Here is an 18,852-nt window from a genome sequence, read left to right on the forward strand (position 1 = left end):
CTCTCCCGTCGTCGCGCGCAACCCGTTGGCACGAAAGAGATCGGAGCGCCTAACCATGGCCAACACCACGGTGGCAGACCCGGATTCCGGGCTCACCGGGGCCCAGCTCGCCCAGCGCTACGGTCTCCGGTTCGCCGGCGAACGGCCGTCCCTGGGCGAATACGCGGGGCAGCTCTGGCGCTACCGGCACTTCATCGCCGCGTACGCCAACGCCAAGCTGGTGGCGTCGTTCAGCAACGCCCGGCTGGGGCAGCTCTGGCAGGTCCTCACCCCGCTGACCAACGCGGCGGTCTACTACCTGATCTTCGGCGTGGTCCTGGAGCAGAACAGGACCCCGAACTTCATCGCCTACCTCTGCACCGGCCTGTTCATCTTCAACTTCACCCAGACCGCGGTGCAGAACGGCACGCAGTCGATCACCAGCAACCTGGGCCTGATCCGGGCCCTGCACTTCCCCCGGGCCTGCCTGCCGCTGGCCGTGACGATCACCCAGTTCCAGCAGCTGCTCGGCTCGATGGTGGTGCTCGTCCTCATCGTGCTGGTGACCGGTGAGCCGATCACCCTGGCCTGGCTGATGCTGCCGCTGGCGATCCTGCTCCAGACGATCTTCAACGCCGGGCTGACCATGGCGATGGCCCGGATGGGCTCGAAGCTGGCGGACCTCAAGCAGGTCATGCCCTTCGTCATGCGCGCCTGGATGTACGGCTCCGGTGTGCTCTACAGCGTGGCGCTCTTCGAGGAGCAGCTGCCCTCCTGGGCCTCCAGGCTGGTCGAGCTCAACCCCGCGCTCGTCTACATCGAGCTGGCCCGGGTCTCGCTGCTGGAGAACACGCCGACGCTCAGCTCCTCCCTGCCCCAGCTCTGGGTGACGGCGCTGGGCTGGGCGATCGTGATGGGCGTCGGAGGTTTCATCTACTTCTGGCGAGGCGAACAGGAGTACGGCCGTGGTTGATCACTTCGAGTCGTCCAACGACGTGACGGTGACGCTGCCCAAGGTGCAGGAGCGCATCCCCACCGTGGTGGTGGACGACGCCCACGTCATCTACCGGATCCACAAGGGCGCCGGTGGGGGCGGCGGCCCGGTCGGCGCGCTCAAGCGGATCATGAGCCGCACCTCGGCGCCGAACATCCAGGAGGTGCACGCGGTCAAGGGGGTCAGCTTCACCGCGTACCGGGGCGAGGCGGTCGGGCTGATCGGCAGCAACGGCTCCGGCAAGTCGACCATGCTGCGCGCCATCGCCGGCCTGCTGCCGGTCAACCGCGGCGCGGTCTACACGCAGGGGCAGCCCTCGCTGCTCGGGGTCAACGCGGCCCTGCTCAACGACCTCTCCGGCGAGCGCAACGTCGTGCTGGGCTGCCTGGCCATGGGCATGTCGCCCGAGGAGGTGCAGCGGCGGACCCCGGAGATCATCGACTTCTCCGGCATCAACCAGCGGGGCGACTTCGCCTCGCTGCCGATGCGCACCTACTCCTCCGGCATGGGGGCCCGGCTGCGCTTCTCCATCGCCGCCGCCAAGAAGCACGACGTGCTGCTCATCGACGAGGCCCTCGCCACCGGCGACAAGATCTTCCGCAAGCGCAGCGAGCGGCGGGTGCGGGAGCTGCGGGAGGGCGCCGGCACGGTGTTCCTCGTCAGCCACCAGCTCTCCTCGATCCGGGACACCTGCGAGCGGACGATCTGGCTGGAATCGGGCGTCCTGCGCATGGACGGCCCGACCGACGAGGTCGTCCGGGAGTACGAGGCGTTCAGCGGCAAGTAGCGCAACGGCGCACGTACGGCATCCGCCCGGTGCCGGCCGACCGCGTCGCCCCGTGGGGGCGGCGCGGTCCGCGCGTTAAGGTTCATCCGGTCGCCGCACGGGCGGAACCTTCTGTTCACGCACCCTGAGAGTGAGGCTTCGGCAATGACGCAGGACCACACCACTGACCCGGACGCCGCACCGGAGGACCCGGCGCCGTGGCGGCCCTCGCGGACGGTGGCGGTGGTGCTGGCCGGCGGCACCGGGACCCGGCTGGGCCTCGGCATCCCGAAGCAGCTGCTGAAGATCGCCGGTAAGCCGATCATCGAGCACACCCTGGCGGTCTTCGAGGCGGCGCCCGAGATCGACGAGATCGTCGTGCTGATGGCCACCGGTCACGTCGCCGACGCGCAGCAGATCGTCGACAAGGCCGGCTTCCGCAAGGTCACCAAGGTCATCGAGGGCGGCGACACCCGCAACGCCACCACCCGGATCGCGCTCGACGCCGTCGGCGAGGGCGACTGCAACATTCTCTTCCACGACGCGGTGCGGCCCCTGGTCAGCGGCCGGATCGTGCGGGAGTGCGTGAACGCGCTCTGGACGTACTCGGCGGTCGACGTGGCCATCCCGTCGGCCGACACGATCGTCCAGGTCGACGAGGACGACTGCATCACCGACATCCCCGTGCGCTCCTCGCTGCGCCGGGGCCAGACGCCGCAGGCGTTCCGCTCGGGCACCATCCGCGAGGCCTACCGGCTCGCCGAGGACGACCCGCACTTCGCCGCGACCGACGACTGCGGGGTGGTGCTGCGCTACCTGCCCGGCACCCCGATCAAGGTCATCGACGGCTCCGACGAGAACATCAAGGTCACCCACCCGGTCGACGTGCACCTGGCGGACAAGCTGTTCCAGCTCGCCGCCGCGCAGGCGCCCCGGGTGACCGACGAGCGCAGCTACACCGAGGAGCTGACCGGCCGGACCATCGTGATCTTCGGCGGCAGCTACGGCATCGGCCACGACCTCGCCGAGCTGGCCCGCCGCTACGGCGCGCAGGTCTTCCCGTTCAGCCGCTCCAGCACCGGCACCCACGTCGAGCGCGCCGAGGACGTCGGGGCGGCGCTGAAGACCGCCTTCGAGGCCACCGGCCGGATCGACCACGTGGTGGTCACCGCCGGCGTCCTGGAGAAGGGTCCCCTGTCCGAGATGGACCAGGAGACCATGGACCGGGTGCTCCAGGTCAACTTCGTGGGGCCGGTCATCGTCGCCCGCCAGTCGCTGCCCTACCTCCAGCAGACCAAGGGCCAGCTGCTGCTCTACACCTCCAGCTCCTACACCCGGGGCCGCGCCGACTACGCGCTCTACTCCTCCACCAAGGCGGCCCTGGTCAACCTCACCCAGGCGCTCTCCGACGAGTGGGCGGAGTTCGGCGTACGCGTCAACTGCGTCAACCCCGAGCGGACCGCGACGCCGATGCGCACCAAGGCGTTCGGCGAGGAGCCGGAGCACACCCTGCTCGCCGCCGAGACCGTCGCCCAGGCGTCGCTGGACGTGCTGATCTCGGACCTGACCGGCCAGGTCATCGACGTACGTCGCGCGCCCGGCGAGGTGCCGGCCCAGCCGGGGCCGGCGCGGGTCGAGCGGGACGCCAGCCCGGCCGACGCCGGCTGACGCGGATTTCGGGCCACGGCGGGAAACGGAGCCGACATGCGTGGTGACCTGGTTCGGAAGCTGCTCGCCCGCGCGCTGGCCACCGGCCTGGCGGTGCTGGCGTTCCTCGTCGTCGCGCTGACCGGCGCGACCGGCTGGGGGCTGGGGCTGGCCGTGGCCGCCCTCGCGGCGGCCACCTGGGAGCGGCGGGTGCGCCCGGGCGCCGACAACGCCGCCGAGACCACGCTTGTCGCGGCGGCGATCCTGGTCGGCTACGCCCGCCGCCTCGACGCCGGGTTCGATCCCGCGCTGGCCGTGACCGCACTGGCCCTGCTGGGGCTGGTGCTGCTGGTCAACCCGCTCCGTGACGCCGGCGGCCTGGAGGTGCGCGCCGCGAACCTGCCGGTGCGCTCGTGGACGCCGCTGGTCGCCACCCGCCTCGGCGACGCGCTGGCGGGGCTGCTCGCCCTGCTGGCGCTGGCGGCCGTCGCGGGCCTGCCGGCCGGTGTCGCGCTGGCGGCCGTCGCCCTGGTCGCCGCCGGCGCCGCGGCGGTCGGGCTGGACCTGGCCCGGCGCAAGTTCCGGCCGGGGGCCGGCGGTTCGGCGGTGTCCCGCGCGCTGCGCCGGCACCAGCCCGAGTTCCTGCTCCACTTCTCCGCGCCGCCCGGCTCGGAGTACCAGGTCACCATGTGGCTGCCGTACCTGGAGCGGATCGGCCGGCCGTTCCTGGTGATGGTGCGCGAGCCGGAGTTCCTGCCCCTGGTCGCCGCGGCCACCAGCGCGCCCGTGGTCTACTGCCCCACCACCAGGGCCATGGACGAGGCGCTGGTGCCGAGCCTGCGGGTGGCGTTCTACGTCAACCACGGCGCGAAGAACAGCCACTGCATCCGCTACACCCAGCTGACCCACGTCCAGCTGCACCACGGCGACAGCGACAAGGCCCCCAGCGCCAACCCGGTCTCGGCGATCTTCGACCGGATCTTCGTCGCCGGCCAGGCCGCCGTCGACCGGTACGCCCGCGCCGGGGTGGACATCCCGGCGGAGAAGTTCGTCGTCGTCGGCCGCCCGCAGGTCGAGTCGATCGAGGTACGCCCGGAGCCGGCGCACGGGCGGGCCAACCCGACAGTGCTCTACACGCCGACCTGGACGGGGCACAACGCGGACGCGAACTACTGCTCCCTGCCGGTGGCCGAGACGCTGCTGCGCCGGCTGCTCGACCGGGGCGCGACGGTGATCCTGCGGGCCCACCCGTACACCTCGCAGAACCCGGCGTCCGCCCGGCAGCTGGGCCGGCTCACCGAGCTGCTGTCCGCGGACCGGGCCCGCAGCGGCCGGCAGCACGTCTTCGGGGCCGCCGCCAGCCGGGAGCTGACCCTGACCGAGTGCGTGAACCGCTCGGACGCGCTGGTCTCCGACGTGTCCGGGGTGATCTCCGACTACCTCTACTCCGGCAAGCCGTACGCGGTGACCGACATGGTGGACTCCGGTGACCGGTTCCCCGAGCAGTTCCCGCTCGCCGGGTCGGGCTACGTGCTGCGGCGCGACATGGCGAACGTGGACGAGGTGCTGACCGCGCTGCTGGACACCGATCCGCTGGCCTCGGCGCGGTGGGCCACCCGGAGCCGCTACCTGGGCGACTTCCCCGCCGAGTCGTACGCCGAGGCGTTCCTGGAGGCCGCCCGGCGCCAGCTCGACGAGGGCTGGAAGACGCCCGCCCCGCGCACGGGCGGCGCGACCGGCCTGCCGCTCGACCCGGACGAGGCGACCCTCTCCCCCGCCACCTGACGCCCCGGTCGGGAGGCAGACCGGTCGCGACGGCGGACCTGTGGGCCGGGCCGTTCGTGGGGCACGTCAGCGGTACGGCTCGACGAGGTCCAGGACCGCCTCGGGGGCCTCGACGTGGGCGTTGTGCCCGAGGCCGGGCAGGACGGCGACCGGCACCCCCAGCTCCGTGAGCTGGGCGTCGGTGACCATGGGGTCGTGCTCGCCGCGGGCCAGCAGCACGGGCACGTCGGTCGCCGCCAGCAGGGCGGGCAGCTCCGGCGCGCCCACGCCGAACGCGGCCGGGTCCATCGCCAGCCGCCAGCGGCCGTCGACCTGCCGCAGCCCCGCCTCCACGACGGGGTGCTCCGGGGCGAAGAGCCCGGTCAGGCCGGCCACCCGCAGGTAGCGGCGGGCCGCCTCGTCCCGGCTGGCGAACCAGGTCACCGGCCGGGCCGCCAACTCACCCGCCTTGGCCAGCTCCGCCGGCGACCAGACGGCCTTGATGCCGAGCCCGACGACGGCGTCGACGGGCAGTCCGGCGCCCCGGGCGGCCAGCGCCAGCCCGACCACCCCGCCGAGGGAGTGCCCCAGCACGACGAGCCGGTCCCCCGCCGCGAGCCCCGCGCCGATCCGCGCGGCCAGCCCCGGGAAGGAGTACTCCGGCAGCGGCGGCGACCAGCCGTGGCCGGCGAGGTCCGGCGCCAGCCACCGCCCCGCCCACCGACGCTCCAGCAGCGGCGCCCAGGGCAGCCACACGTCGCCGGTCGCGCCCATGCCGTGCAGCAGCAGGAGCACCCGCCGGCCGGCCCCGTCACCCGACTCATCGACCATGGGCGCAGTGTGCCACCCGTCGGACGCCGCGGGCGAGGGCCGTGACCCGGACACGACATCGGGCGCCGACCCCCCGGGTGGGGAGCCGACGCCCGACGGAGTCGCTCAGGCGGAGTAGCCGCGGGTGGCGGCCCAGTTCGCCAGGGCGATGGTGCTCATCCAGTACGACGCGGTCGCCGGGTTCGCCGAGTCGGCGATCTTCACCAGCCGCCCCTCGTCCTGGTAGCCGACCACCGCGACGTAGTGGCCGCCGGGGAAGGAGTGCCAGCCGCCGTCGGTGTCCGTGGCGCTGCCGGCGACGTTGACCACGACGCCCCGCCCGTCGGCGATGGCCGCGACGACGTCGGCCTGGAGCCGGTCCATCTGGGCCGGGGTGGCGGCGCCACCGGGGATCATCCGGGTCCGGTACGGGTCGCCCTTCACCGTCGCGTTCAGCACGCGGGTGGTGTCCTGGGCCGAGTCGGTACCCATCTGGTCGGTGCCCAGCTGGGCACCGAGGGCGTCCTGGCTGCGCGCGATGCCGGCGGCGCTGAGGGCGTGCCGGACGGCCGCCGGACCACAGTTGTAGAAGGTGGTCTGGGCCTGGTAGTCGTAGTCCAGGCTCTTGGCGGCCGGAGGCTTCGGCGGCGCCGGCTTGCGGGTCAGGTCCGGGTCCGGGGCGGCGCTGGACGCGCTGGCCGACGGGGCGGCGCTGGACGCGGCCGGGGCGGCGCTGGACGGGGCGGGCGCGACCCGGGCCTGGCTGCGCGAGGCCGCGGCGTCGTCCCGCAGCTCGGTGGCGGCCACCGGGGCCTGCGCGACGGCGGGGTCCTCGTCGGCTCCGGCCAGCAGCGCGCCCGTGCCCGACGCCAGCACGAGCGCCGCGGCGGACGCGGCGGCCAGCTGGTACGGACGCTCGGACGTGAGGCGACGCAACTGTCGCTTGAGGTGGTGCTTCACGGTTTCCTCCACGGGCTCGGGGGTGAGCGGCCGTCGGTCCGCGCCGAGGGCAGGGCGGACCGCCGCGCGGACGGGAGTCCGGGCGGGTGGTGGACCACTCAGGGGATGCGCCCGGGACGCCGGGCGACGGACGGTGACCGGTGGGTCAGCTCATGACCTGCGGGCGGACGAGCGCGGTCACCGCGGCGCCGTGGAGACGGCGGCACAGCCGAGGGGTGTACGGGTGTGGCATGAAGATGGAACTCCTTCCGACACCGCCGACCGGGTTAGCTGACGGATTCGGGCGGGAAGAACGCCCTACCACGGGCCCACGGCCCACGGATTCACCCCAACGAGCACTGGGTCCCCGGTTCGTCGTTCACGATTAGGCGGGTCGGCGCGGCGTCGCCTCTGGCGATCGGGTACCGCACCGGACGCGCCGACATTACTGGCCGGTCCGCGCCCTGCCAACCCCGTCCCACCTGCCTAAACCTTGATCGGGAGACAATTTTTGCGGGCACTTCGCCACTGACGCGACTCAATGGGACGACCGTTTCTGCACGCACCTTGGGGCGACAACGGGACAAGTGGCGGACATCGGCGCCGAAACCCCGGCTGGAATCGACCGGGCCGCGCCCGATGACCGGTTCGACGGCGTGGTGACCGGCGTCACCGAAACGGTGGGGATTCGTCGCCCGGACTCTCCGGCCGCCGGGGGCGCTCAGCGCGAGTCGGCGTACGTCGTCCGGTGGTCGTCCTGCGGATCGGCGGCCCGGGGGCGCGGCACGGCGTTGCCCCGGTCCCCCGGCGCCGCCCCGGGGCCGCCGGGGTCCTGCCCGGCGGCGTCCCCGTCCCGCGGCGCCCGGGCCGGCCTACGCGGGGTGAGCAGCCGCATCATCGGCGTCTCGACGAGACGGTGCAACAGGCCGGCCAGGGCCAGGTTGACCAGCAGGAAGCCGAGCACCACCGCCAGCCCCCACCAGCCGGTGAAGCCGACGCCCCAGTCACCGGTGAGCCGCAGGACGGTGATCATCACGAGGACGTGCACCAGATAGAAGGCGAAGGAGACCTCGCCCAGCCAGATCATCGGCCGGGACCGCCACGGCGAGCGCCGCCCGCGCACGTCCGCGTCCGCCGCCGCGGCGATGACCAGGATGTACGCGATCGAAAGCAGCGCCGCCCACAGTTCGGCGCGGACCCACTGCGCGGCGACCACCCAGGTCGCCACGAAGAGCAGGCTGGCCAGCGGCAGGCCCGGCCCGCGCCACCGGCCACGCCGCATCAGCTCGGCGGCGGCGACGCCCATCCAGAACTCCAGCGACCGCACCGGCGGGAAGATCTGGGTGAACCACCAGCGGCTCTCCTCGGGCACCAGCACCTGGGCCGGCCAGAGCGCCAGGATGAGCAGCGGCACCGCGACCACGACGGCCCACAGGGCCCACGGCCGGGCCCGGCGGATCAGCGGCAGCGCCAACGGCAGGCAGAGGTAGAAGAAGAACTCGCAGGACAGCGACCAGCTGACCGTGTTGATGCTGTAGAAGTGGCCCGGCCGCGGGTCCCACGCCTGGAGGAGGAACAGGTTCTCCACCGCGACGAACCGGTCCACGGGGTCGGCGAACCAGGCCGCGACCGCCAGGGCCGCCACCCACAGCACCACGTGGCTCGGCCAGATCTTGGCCACCCGGCGCCGCCAGAACGCCCGACGGGTGTCGGTGGGTCGGGCCGACCAGACCAGCACGAAGCCGCTGAGGATGAAGAAGAACTGCACGCCCGACAGCCCGAGGGCGAAGGCCCAGTCCACGACGGCCTTCTGGCCGGGCTCGGCGATGATGCCCATCGTCGCGACGTGGAACCCGAAGACGAGCAGGGCGGCGACCCAGCGCAGCCCGGTCAGCGACGGCAGGCGGCTGGCCGGGGACGCGGGCCGGGCGGCCGGCGCGACGGTCGCGGCGTCGTTCATGCCGGCATCCCGACGATCCGCAGGGTCACCAGCACGTACGTCTCCTCCTCGACCCCGTCCTCAGGCGCCCCCGAAGGGGCTCCGTGGCGGTCCACCGGTCGGCGCCGCCCCGCCGGGCACCCTACCCGCCGGGCCTGAGGCTCTGTTCCGTCCCGTCCGCGAGTGCCCGTTCTGTCCCGTGGGGGAATCCCGTTCCTCCCGTCCCTCCGTGACCGTTGCGTCCCCATCCGTGACGACGGTGGCGGGCATCCGGGTTGCGGCCGAACGGGTGGCTAGTATTCCCAGACCCGGAGGTGACGAGAGGCGGGCGAATGCACAAGCGAATCCTGATGCGGGCGAAGAAGGGCCCGTTCGACGTCTACTCGCCGGAGGAGACGCACGAGCGGAACTGGATCGGCGACAACAACGGCAACCTCGTCTTCAGCCACGCCGCCCACAAGCTCCTGCGCACCGCCACCGCCGAGATCACCTCGACCGAGTTCAGGATCGACCCGCGCGACGCCGACATGATCAACGAGCGGTACGACGTCTACGTCGTACCGCTCGCCAACGCCTTCCGCCGCAGCTACGCCCACCGCGTCGAGGCCATGACGAAGCTCATCGAGCAGTTGAAGATCCCGGTGGTGGTGCTCGGGGTGGGCGTCCAGACCGACGTCAACGGCGACCGGGAGTACCTCCGCCCCATCGACGACGTCGTGACCCGCTTCGTACGGGCGGTACTCGACCGCTCGCACAGCATCGGCGTACGTGGCGAGATCACCCGTGACTACCTGCGCGCCCTGGGCTTCTCGGCCGTCGACGTGATCGGCTGCCCGTCGATGTTCCTGCACGGCGACAGCCTGCGGGTGGAGAAGAGGAAGGCGTCCCTGTCGCCCGACGACAGGCTCGCGCTCACCGTCTCCCCGTACGTCACGTCGATGGCGGAGATCATCGCCCGGCACCACGAGCGGTACCCGAACCTGCGCTACCTGCCGCAGGACCTCAAGACGCTCGGCACGCTCCTCTACGGCGACGCCCCCGACGACCGGGGCAGGACCAGCAAGATCCCGATCCACACCTCGCACCCGCTGTTCACCGAGGACAAGGTGCGGATGTTCGTCGACCCCTGGACCTGGATGGACTACCTCTCCGGGTTCGACTTCGCGTTCGGCACCCGGATCCACGGCACCATCACCGCCCTCATCGCCGGCACGCCCGGCTACCTCTTCGCGCACGACTCGCGCACCCTGGAACTCGCCCGGTACTTCGAGATCCCGCACCGGGTGATGAAGGACGTGCCGGTCGACGTCGACGCCGCCCAGCTCTACGCGGAGGCGGACTACACGGCGCTCAACGACGGCCACAAGTCGCGCTACGAGACGATGCTCGCCTTCCTCGCCAGGCACGACCTGGGCCACGCCTTCGCCGACGGCGACAGCGCGGCCCGGTTCGACGCGCAGGTGCGCTCCACCGCCTTCCCGCCCGCCGTACGCCCGGCCGCCGCGACCGCCCCCGACGCGCTGCTGGAGCGGATCCAGTGGCTGCGCGACCGCAACGTCGAGCTGCGCAAGGAGACGGAGACGCTGCGCGGGCAGCGCCTGCAGACCCGGGTCAAGCAGGTGATCGGCGGCCGGGTGCGCCGGATACTGAACCGCTGAGGCGGGGTTCGCACCGCCCGACCGGCCTCCCTCGCCGGCGGCCGGCGGGCGGGCGGGCGACGCGTCCGTACACCTGTACCAACACGGCAGGTACGCTGGGCGGATGACCGGGGCCGCCTACCAGCCGTCGATGTTCGACCTCACCGCCGCCGGACCGTCGCTGAGCCCGCTGGCCGACCGGCTGCGCCGGCACCCGCTCACCCACGGCGCCTGGGTCGACCATCTTCCCGGCTGGATCACCGGCTCCGACCAGGTCTTCGACGTCCTGCTGCGGGACGTCCCCTGGCGGGCCGAGCGCCGCACGATGTACGACGCCGAGGTCGACGTGCCCCGGCTGCTCTGCTGGTACGCCGGGCACCGCCCGCTGCCGCACCCGCTGCTCACCGAGGCGCGCGCCGCCCTCACCCGGCACTACGCCCCCGAGCTCGGCGAGCCCTTCGTCACCGCCGGCATGTGCCTCTACCGCTCCGGCCGGGACAGCGTCGCCTGGCACGGCGACACCCAGGGCCGCTCCGCGCACACCGACACCATGGTCGCCATCGTCTCGTTCGGCTCGCCGCGCACACTGCTGCTGCGGCCCCGTGGCGGCGGCGACAGCCTGCGCTTCCCACTCGGCCACGGCGACCTCGTGGTGATGGGCGGCTCCTGCCAGCGCACCTGGGAGCACGCCGTGCCCAAGACCGCCCGCCCCGTCGGGCCCCGCATCAGCGTCCAGTTCCGCCCCGCCGGCGTCGCCTGACCCGCCCCGACGGGCGGCAACGGTTCGCGGGCCCGAACAGCCCCGCCCAGGCCACCAGCCGAACCACTGCCGGGCCACCGGCCGGGCCGCACCGGGCCTCTGCTAGAAACGACTCCTGGGTTTCACCTGCGCCCCCGTCACCTCTTCACGACGCGAAGGGCGTTCCATGACCCAGTCCTCCACCGAGCCGCGCTCCCGTTGGTCCGCCTGGGCGGTCCACGGCGACGGCCGGTCCATCCGCCCCGGCGACGTGGTCCACCCCGACGAACGCCTCTCCTGGCCGCGCACCCTCGGCGTCGGCGTGCAGCACGTCGTCGCGATGTTCGGCGCCACCTTCACCGTGCCGCTCATCACCGGCTTCCCGCCCGCCACCACGCTCTTCTTCTCCGGGCTCGGCACGCTGCTGTTCCTGCTGATCACCGGCAACCGGCTGCCCTCGTACCTCGGCTCGTCCTTCGCCTTCATCGCGCCGGTGCTGGCGGCCAAGGCCGGCGGCGACATCGGCCCGGCGCTCGGCGGCATCGTCGTCGCCGGCGTGGCGCTGGCCGCCGTCGGGCTGGTCGTCCAGCTCGCCGGGTCGCGCTGGATCGACGCGCTGATGCCGCCCGTGGTCACCGGGGCGATCGTCGCGCTGATCGGCCTGAACCTCGCCCCGGTCGCCTGGGACGGCGACGGGAGCGGCACCGGCGTGAAGGCGCAGCCGCTGATCGCGGTGGTCACCCTGGCCGCCATCCTGCTCGCCACGGTGGCCTTCCGGGGCTTCCTCGCCCGACTCTCCATCCTGCTGGGGGTGGTGGTCGGCTGGGTCCTCGCCGCCGTGCTCGGCGACCTGGATCCGAAGGCCGTCGACGGCCTGCGGGACGCCGCCTGGGTCGGCCTGCCCGAGTTCCACGCGCCGAGCTTCAGCCTACGGGCGGTCGTGCTGGTCATCCCGGTGATCCTGGTGCTGATCGCCGAGAACGCCGGGCACGTCAAGGCGGTCGCCGCGATGACCGGCCGGAACCTGGACCGGGACATGGGCCGGGCGTTCATGGGCGACGGGCTGGCCACGATGCTCGCCGGCTCCGGCGGCGGCTCCGGCACCACCACCTACGCGGAGAACATCGGCGTGATGGCGGCGACCCGGGTCTACTCTACCGCCGCGTACTGGGTGGCCGGCCTGACGGCGGTGCTGCTCGGGCTCAGCCCGAAGTTCGGCGCGCTGATCCTCACCGTGCCGGCCGGCGTCCTCGGCGGCGCCACCACCGCCCTGTACGGCCTGATCACCATCCTCGGCGCGCGGATCTGGATCGAGAGCCGGGTGGACTTCCACGACCCGGTGAACCTGATGACCGCCGCCGTCGCGGTGATCGTCGGCGCGGCCAACTACGCCCTCACCGCCGGCGACCTCTCGTTCAACGGCATCGCCCTGGGCACCGCCGCCGCCCTGGCCGTCTACCACGGCATGCGCCTGGTGACCCACCTACGCGGCACCACCCCCACCCCGGACCCAACCCGGCCCCCGCCCCGGCCCTCGCAGCGTTGATCATGAAGTTAGCGGGGCAATATGCCCGATTCCGACCAGCCAACCTCATGATCGACGGGGGCAGGTGAACCGGCGGGGGCGGGACCGTCGAGCAGGGCTGGGTGGGGCGCAGGGAGCAGGAAGGGCCGGCTGCGGTGCAGCCGGCCCTTCCTGCTGACAGGTCAGTCGCGTTCGATCTGGTGGCCGACGACGGTGGGGCCCAGCATCACGGCGAAGCCGGAGCCGTCGCGGCGCGGGTCCGCCGCCGGCAGCTCCACCGGCTCGCCGGTGGCGGTGGCGGCCACCGGACGCGACCCGACCCAGGCGACGGCCACGTCGGTCTCACCCTTGAGGAAGCGGTGGGCGCGCACTCCGCCGGTCGCCCGCCCCTTCGCCGGGTACGCCTGGAACGGCGTCACCTTCACCGTGGCGCCCGTGGAGGTGACCACCATCGGCTCGCCGTGACCCGGATCGTCGGTGCGGACCGCCCCGAAGAACACCACCCGGGCACCGGCGGGCAGGTTGATGCCCGACATGCCGCCGCCCTTGGTCCCCTGCGGCCGGACCAGCCCGGCGGCGAACCGCAGCAGCGACGCCTCCGACGTGACGAAGGTGAGCGTCTCCGCGCCGTCGGTGAGCCAGGTCGCCCCGACCACCTCGTCGCCCTCCCGCAGGCCGATCACCTCGAACTCGTCCGAGCGGACGGGCCACTCCGGTGCGCAGACCTTGACCACGCCCTGCCGGGTGCCCAGGGCGAGGCCCGGGGAGCCCTCGGCCGTCGGCCCGAGCGGTGCCAGCCCGACCACGGTCTCCCCCGATTCCAGCGGCACCAGCTCGGCGGCGGCCATCCCGCCGCGCAGCGACACCGTCCCCGCCTGCTCGGGCAGGACCGGCAACGGCAGCACGTCGACCTTGAAGGCCCGGCCGGCGCTGGTCACCAGCAGCACCTTCCCCCGGGCGGTGGAGTGCACGACGGCGCGTACGGCATCGTGCTTGGTCCGGCCGTGCCGCCGGCGGCCCTCGGACGCCTCCTCCGACTCCGCCGCCGTCCGGGCGACCAGCCCGGTCGCGGAGAGGATCACCTGGCAGGGGTCGTCGGCGACCTCCAGCGGGCCGGCCGGCGCGGACGCGGCCAGCACCTCCTTGAGGTCCCCGTCGACGAGCGTGGTGCGACGCGCCGCGCCGAACTGCTTCACCACCGCCGCCAGCTCGTCGGAGACGACCTTCTTCAGCACCTTCGGGTCGTCGAGGATCGTGGAGAGCTCGGCGATCTCCTTGCGGAGCTTCTCCTGCTCGGCCTCCAGCTCGATCCGGTCGTACTTGGTCAGCCGGCGCAGCGGGGTGTCCAGGATGTAGGTGGCCTGGATCTCGGAGAGCCGGAACTTCTGCATCAGGCCGTCCTTGGCGGCTTGGGCGTCCTCGCTGGCCCGGATGAGTTTGACCACCTTGTCGATGTCGAGCAGGGCGATCAGCAGGCCGTCGACCAGGTGCAGCCGCTCCTGGCGCTTGCGACGGCGGTACGAGCTGCGCCGGGTCACCACCTCGTAGCGGTGGGCCAGGAAGACCTCCAGCAGCGCCTTCAGCCCGAGGGTCTGCGGCTGCCCGTCGACCAGCACCAGGTTGTTGACGCCGAACGACTGCTCCAGCGGGGTGAGCCGGTAGAGGTCGGCGAGCAGCGCCTGCGGGTTGACGCCGACCTTGCACTCGACGACCAGGCGGGTGCCGCTCTCCCGGTCGGTGAGGTCCTTGACGTCGGCGATGCCGGTGAGCCGCTTGGTCTTGTTGACCTCGTTGGTGATGGCCGCGATGACCTTCTCGGCACCGACGCCGTACGGCAGCTCCACGACGGTGATCGCCTGCCGGCCCCGGCTGCCCTCCAGCGGGCCGATCTCGACCTTGCCCCGCATCCGCACGACGCCGCGCCCGGTCTCGTAGGCCCGACGCACCTCGTCGAGCCCGAGCAGCAGCCCACCGGTGGGCAGATCCGGGCCGGGGACGAACTCCATGAGCTTGTCGAGCGTGGCGTCCGGGTGGTTGATCAGCCAGCGGGCGGCGGAGACGACCTCGCCGAGGTTGTGCGGGATCATGTTGGTCGCCATGCCGACCGCGATCCCCGACGCGCCGTTGACCAGCAGGTTGGGGAACGCGGCGGGCAGCACGGTGGGCTGGGTCAGCGAGCCGTCGTAGTTCGGCTCGACGTCGACCGTGTCCTCGCCCAGCTCGCCGACGAGCAGCATCGCCTCCCGCGACATCCGCGCCTCGGTGTATCTCGAGGCCGCCGGTCCATCGTCCGGACTACCAAAATTTCCATGCCCGTCGATGAGGGGAACGTTCAACGAGAAGCTCTGCGCCAGCCGCACCATCGCGTCGTAGATCGCGGTGTCGCCGTGCGGGTGGTACTTGCCCATGCAGTTGTGGACCACGTAGCCCTCAGCTACGAAGGCGTGCTCGTCGGAGTCGACCTGGATGTCGTAGGTGGTAGCGGACGCCACGGCTTCGACGGCGACAACCTGCAGGAACGACCGCCCAGCCAACGACTCGAGTCGGCCGGCGATGGGCGAACCGATGCGCCGGAGTTTGCGAACCCAACCGTCCCGCTCCGCGCGCCAAAGCGGAAACGACCGCTCCGACAAGGGCAGACCGTTGCGGTCCTTGCCGTACCGCACCTTGCTCCCAGGGCCTGACAGGGACGCCCGGAAGGCGTTGCCGTCCTCGTCGCGGAACCATCCACCGCCCTGATGGGCATTGGTGAACTCCTGCATCACCGGCCGGCACGGCAGGCGGTCGTTGCCCTGTTTGCCCCCGTATCGATAGCCCAGCTCGACCACCCGCCGGAGGCCGTCGCTCTTGTAACCGATGCGCACCCAGGGCAGGAGCAACTCGGCGATCACAGCAGCATCCCGGCCGGTGACGGAGAGGCCGAGAAGCGGGCGGTGGCCGTCGCGTCCGCTGTTCCAGTGGTGACCATGCACCCCTAGGTCGGCGAGCATGGAGTAGATCTGACGCACCAACACTTCGCTGGTGCTCACGAAGACGAGTTCGCGGAAACGCTTGCGGATGTAGCCGTCACCGTCGAAGAAGCCGGCGAGGAACGGCGACCACGCGGAACGATCTGCGAGCACGTCGTCGGGCACCCGCTTCGCGTGACTGAGTGGCGTGCCGGCCTCGAGCAGCCCCTCGTGCCTGGCGAAGGTGAGGATGTGCTGGTCGCGATGGCGCGGATCGCTTGCTTCGCGCTTGCCTCGGGAGGCGTTCAACCCGTTCTCGATGGCCCATCCGTGGGCGACGTCGAGCGGTTCGACGTCGCACATGTGCAGCCGTACGCGGCCGTCAGCGTCGCGAGACCGGTCGACGGCGAAACCTTCGGCCACCACGAGCCCACGGACGTAGTCGTACGGGTCGCCGCCGGATGCGGGTGCCGGTGCCGCCCCGCGGCGCGTCCCGTACGCGACAGTGAGATGCCCAGTCAGGTCTCGGGCTTCCACCCACCGGACAGCCAGGTCCTCATCCACCACACGGAAACGCTGTCCGGGCGTCACGACCATGGTGTGGCCGTTGCTCCACGTGACCCGGACCAGCTCCGAATCCGGATTCCGATAAGCAGCGGCCACCGGGATGGCAGCCCCGTCGCCGTCCAACACGAGGTCACCGACGTCGACATCCTCGATCGGCCGCAGGCCCTCGGGCGTCGAGACCAGGGTCCCGGCTACGAAGCAGTCCCCGACGATGCGGGCGGACTTCACGTGCCCCCGGTCGGGGCGGTGGCCCTGCTCGTACATGGACCAGAGGATGCGCCGGTGCACCGGCTTGAGGCCGTCGCGGGCGTCGGGCAGGGCCCGGGAGTGGATCACCGAGAAGGCGTACTCCAGGTAGGAGTCGGAGACCTCGGTGACCAGCGGGTTGTCGAAGACCCGCGCGCCGGCCTGGTCGAAGGCGGACAGGTCCACCTTGGCGCGGTCGTCCTTGCGGCGTGCCATCGTTCAGCTTCCCTCTCGGCGGGCGGTGCTCATGCGTCGATCGCCTCGCGGTCGACCCGGTCGGCGGAGTCGATCAGCCAGTTGCGGCGCGGCTCGACCTTCTCCCCCATCAGCAGTTCGAGGATCCGCTCGGCGGCGTCGACGTCGTCGATGGTGATCCGGCGCACGGCCCGGGTGGCCGGGTTCATCGTCGTCTCCCACAACTCGTCGGCGTCCATCTCGCCGAGACCCTTGAAACGCGGGATCGGAGTGACGATCTGCTTGCCGGCCTTCTCCAGCTTGCGGACCGTCGCCTCCATCTCCGCCTGGGTGTAGGTGTAGATCGTCTGCGGGTTGCGCCCCCTGGTGGTGATCTTGTGCAGGGGCGGCATCGCCGCGTAGAGCCGGCCGGCCTCGATCAGCGGTCGCATGTAGCGGGCGAAGAGCGTGATCAGCAGGGTGCGGATGTGGGCGCCGTCCACGTCGGCGTCCGCCATGATCAGCACCCGGCCGTACCGCATGGCGGACAGGTCGAACGTGCGGCCGGAGCCGGCGCCGAGCACCTGCACGATGGCGGCGCACTCGGCGTTGTCCAGCACCTGCTGGAGGTTGGCCTTCTGCACGTTGAGGATCTTGCCCCGAATCGGAAGAAGTGCCTGGTATTCGGCAGACCGGGCAAGTCGCCCCGTCCCCAACGCGCTGTCGCCCTCCACGATGAACAATTCACTGCGTTCGATGCCCGCCGCGCGGCAGTCGACCAGCTTCGGCGGCATCGACGCGCCCTCCAGGGCGGTCTTGCGCCGGGCGGCGTCCTTCTGCTGCTTCTGGGTCAGCCGTACGCGCGCCGCGTCGACGATCTTCTGGAGGACCGTACGTGCCTCGGCCTTGGTCCGGCGGTCCTCCAGCCACGCCTTCAGGTGCTGCTCGACCAGCCCCTGGATCACCTTCGTGATGCCGGCGGTGGAGAGCTCGTCCTTGGTCTGCGAGGTGAACTGGGGCTCCGGGATCCGGACGTGCACGACCGCGGTCATGCCCTCCAGGACGTCGTCGAGGGTCGGCGGGTCCTCCTTGGCCTTGAGCAGGCCACGGGTGTTGCGGACGGCGTCGGCGAGGGTACGCGCCAGGCCCCGCTCGAAGCCCTTGCGGTGGGTGCCGCCGTGCGCGTTGCGGATGGTGTTGGTGAAGCACTCGACGGTGCGCTCGTAGCCCGTGCCCCAGCGGAAGGCCACCTCGACCTCGGCCCGACGCTGCACGTTGGACTGCATGACCCCGTTGGCGTCGGCGGCGTTCTCCCGGTAGGTGCCCTCGCCGGTGACCATCAGCATGCCGGAGACGGGCCGGTCGCCGGCCGGGGCGAGGAACTCCACCATGTCCGTCAGGCCATCGGGGTAGTGGAAGCTCTCCTCGGTCGGCTCCTCGCCGGTCTGGTCGCGCAGCGTGTAGCTCACACCCGGCACCAGGAACGCCGTGTTGCGCAGCTTCAGCCGCACGGCGTCGGCGTCGAGCGAGGCCCCGGTCTCGAAGTAGCGCGCGTCGTGCCACCAGCGGATCGAGGTGCCGGTGCGCTGGCCGCGCTTCATCGCGCCGACGATCTGGAGGCCGGGGCCCGGGGTGAACGCCGCGTCGGGGCCGTCACCGTCGAAGATCCCCGGCACGCCGTGCCGGAACGACATCGCGTGGACCTTGCCGCCCCGGCGTACGGTCACGTCGAACCGGCGGGACAGCGCGTTGACCGCCGAGGCGCCCACGCCGTGCAGACCGCCGGAGGTCTTGTAGCCGGAGCCGCCGAACTTGCCGCCCGCGTGCAACCGGGTGAGCACCAGCTCGACGCCGGAGATGCCGGACTTCGCGTGCACGTCCGTGGGGATGCCCCGACCGTCGTCGTCGACCTGGACCGAGCCGTCGGCGTGCAGCGTCACCTCCACCTTCGTGGCGTGGCCGGCGACGCCCTCGTCCGTCGAGTTGTCGAGGATCTCGTTGACGAGGTGACCCACGCCACGGCTGTCGGTGGAGCCGATGTACATGCCGGGCCGCTTGCGGACGGCGTCCAGCCCCTCGAGGTGCGTGAGGTCGTCGGCCCCATACAGGGTCTCAGGCTCTGCGGTCAACTGGTCGTACTCCCAGGTCTCGGCGATGTGGTGCCGCGTCCGACGTCGT

General features: G+C 72.0%; 12 protein-coding genes, 2 pseudogenes and 1 riboswitch. Of the genes and pseudogenes, 7 read left to right on the forward strand and 7 right to left on the reverse strand.

What is annotated here, in order from left to right; translation table 11 throughout:
- The first annotated feature begins 55 nt into the window (after positions 1-55).
- The 4 genes from ACGFNF_RS10880 to ACGFNF_RS10895 all read left to right on the forward strand — a co-directional run bounded on the left by ACGFNF_RS10880 (position 56) and on the right by ACGFNF_RS10895 (position 5,171).
- Positions 56-952, forward strand: a complete 897-nt coding sequence (locus ACGFNF_RS10880) for an ABC transporter permease (protein WP_357580618.1) — start codon at positions 56-58, stop codon at positions 950-952.
- Positions 945-1,760 (forward strand): ABC transporter ATP-binding protein, encoded by an 816-nt coding sequence (locus ACGFNF_RS10885; protein ID WP_121395673.1) that lies wholly within the window; start codon positions 945-947, stop codon positions 1,758-1,760. Before ACGFNF_RS10880 ends, ACGFNF_RS10885 begins: the two co-directional genes overlap by 8 nt.
- A 144-nt stretch (positions 1,761-1,904) precedes the next feature.
- Positions 1,905-3,407, forward strand: coding sequence for a D-ribitol-5-phosphate cytidylyltransferase (locus ACGFNF_RS10890; protein WP_393167218.1), 1,503 nt, complete (start codon positions 1,905-1,907; stop codon positions 3,405-3,407).
- Positions 3,408-3,443: 36 nt separating this feature from the next.
- A complete protein-coding gene (locus tag ACGFNF_RS10895; RefSeq protein ID WP_393167220.1) occupies positions 3,444-5,171 on the forward strand; it encodes a CDP-glycerol glycerophosphotransferase family protein in 1,728 nt (575 codons plus the stop codon).
- 66 nt (positions 5,172-5,237) lie between these two features.
- Here the strand turns inward: ACGFNF_RS10895 and ACGFNF_RS10900 are convergent, their stop codons facing one another.
- The 3 genes from ACGFNF_RS10900 to ACGFNF_RS10910 all read right to left on the reverse strand — a co-directional run bounded on the left by ACGFNF_RS10900 (position 5,238) and on the right by ACGFNF_RS10910 (position 8,859).
- Complete coding sequence (locus ACGFNF_RS10900; RefSeq protein WP_393167222.1) at positions 5,238-5,981, reverse strand: alpha/beta fold hydrolase; 744 nt, start codon at positions 5,979-5,981, stop codon at positions 5,238-5,240.
- A 105-nt stretch (positions 5,982-6,086) separates the two neighbouring features.
- The gene (locus ACGFNF_RS10905; RefSeq protein WP_357580622.1) at positions 6,087-6,932 is read right to left on the reverse strand and encodes a C39 family peptidase; all 846 of its coding nucleotides are present in this window, start codon (positions 6,930-6,932) and stop codon (positions 6,087-6,089) included.
- Between the two features lie 228 nt (positions 6,933-7,160).
- Positions 7,161-7,301, reverse strand: a riboswitch (cyclic di-AMP (ydaO/yuaA leader).
- A gap of 319 nt (positions 7,302-7,620) precedes the next feature.
- Positions 7,621-8,859, reverse strand: coding sequence for an acyltransferase family protein (locus tag ACGFNF_RS10910; RefSeq protein WP_393167224.1), 1,239 nt, complete (start codon positions 8,857-8,859; stop codon positions 7,621-7,623).
- Positions 8,860-9,170: 311 nt separating this feature from the next.
- Here ACGFNF_RS10910 and ACGFNF_RS10915 point away from each other — a divergent pair, with 311 nt between their 5' ends.
- The 3 genes from ACGFNF_RS10915 to ACGFNF_RS10925 all read left to right on the forward strand — a co-directional run bounded on the left by ACGFNF_RS10915 (position 9,171) and on the right by ACGFNF_RS10925 (position 12,760).
- Positions 9,171-10,496 carry a polysaccharide pyruvyl transferase family protein gene (locus ACGFNF_RS10915; protein WP_393167226.1) on the forward strand — a complete coding sequence of 442 codons (1,326 nt, stop codon included), beginning with the start codon at positions 9,171-9,173 and terminating at the stop codon, positions 10,494-10,496.
- A gap of 103 nt (positions 10,497-10,599) precedes the next feature.
- Positions 10,600-11,235 (forward strand): alpha-ketoglutarate-dependent dioxygenase AlkB, encoded by a 636-nt coding sequence (locus tag ACGFNF_RS10920; protein ID WP_393167228.1) that lies wholly within the window; start codon positions 10,600-10,602, stop codon positions 11,233-11,235.
- A 166-nt stretch (positions 11,236-11,401) separates the two neighbouring features.
- Positions 11,402-12,760 (forward strand): uracil-xanthine permease family protein, encoded by a 1,359-nt coding sequence (locus ACGFNF_RS10925; protein ID WP_393167230.1) that lies wholly within the window; start codon positions 11,402-11,404, stop codon positions 12,758-12,760.
- A gap of 161 nt (positions 12,761-12,921) precedes the next feature.
- Here the strand turns inward: ACGFNF_RS10925 and ACGFNF_RS10930 are convergent, their stop codons facing one another.
- The 4 genes and pseudogenes from ACGFNF_RS10930 to ACGFNF_RS10945 all read right to left on the reverse strand — a co-directional run bounded on the left by ACGFNF_RS10930 (position 12,922) and on the right by ACGFNF_RS10945 (position 18,803).
- Positions 12,922-15,501, reverse strand: coding sequence for a DNA topoisomerase (ATP-hydrolyzing) subunit A (locus ACGFNF_RS10930; RefSeq protein ID WP_393167350.1), 2,580 nt, complete (start codon positions 15,499-15,501; stop codon positions 12,922-12,924).
- A gap of 150 nt (positions 15,502-15,651) precedes the next feature.
- Positions 15,652-16,482, reverse strand: a pseudogene (locus ACGFNF_RS10935) (LAGLIDADG family homing endonuclease); the annotation flags it as partial.
- A pseudogene (locus tag ACGFNF_RS10940) lies at positions 16,456-16,716 on the reverse strand (DNA gyrase subunit A); the annotation flags it as partial. The pseudogenes ACGFNF_RS10940 and ACGFNF_RS10935, both read right to left, overlap by 27 nt.
- Positions 16,717-16,745: 29 nt before the next feature.
- Positions 16,746-18,803 carry a type IIA DNA topoisomerase subunit B gene (locus ACGFNF_RS10945; RefSeq protein WP_393167232.1) on the reverse strand — a complete coding sequence of 686 codons (2,058 nt, stop codon included), beginning with the start codon at positions 18,801-18,803 and terminating at the stop codon, positions 16,746-16,748.
- Positions 18,804-18,852: the final 49 nt, after the last annotated feature.

It is taken from the genome of Micromonospora sp. NPDC048868, assembly GCF_043198195.1.
Taxonomy (GTDB): Bacteria; Actinomycetota; Actinomycetes; order Mycobacteriales; family Micromonosporaceae; genus Micromonospora; species Micromonospora reichwaldensis.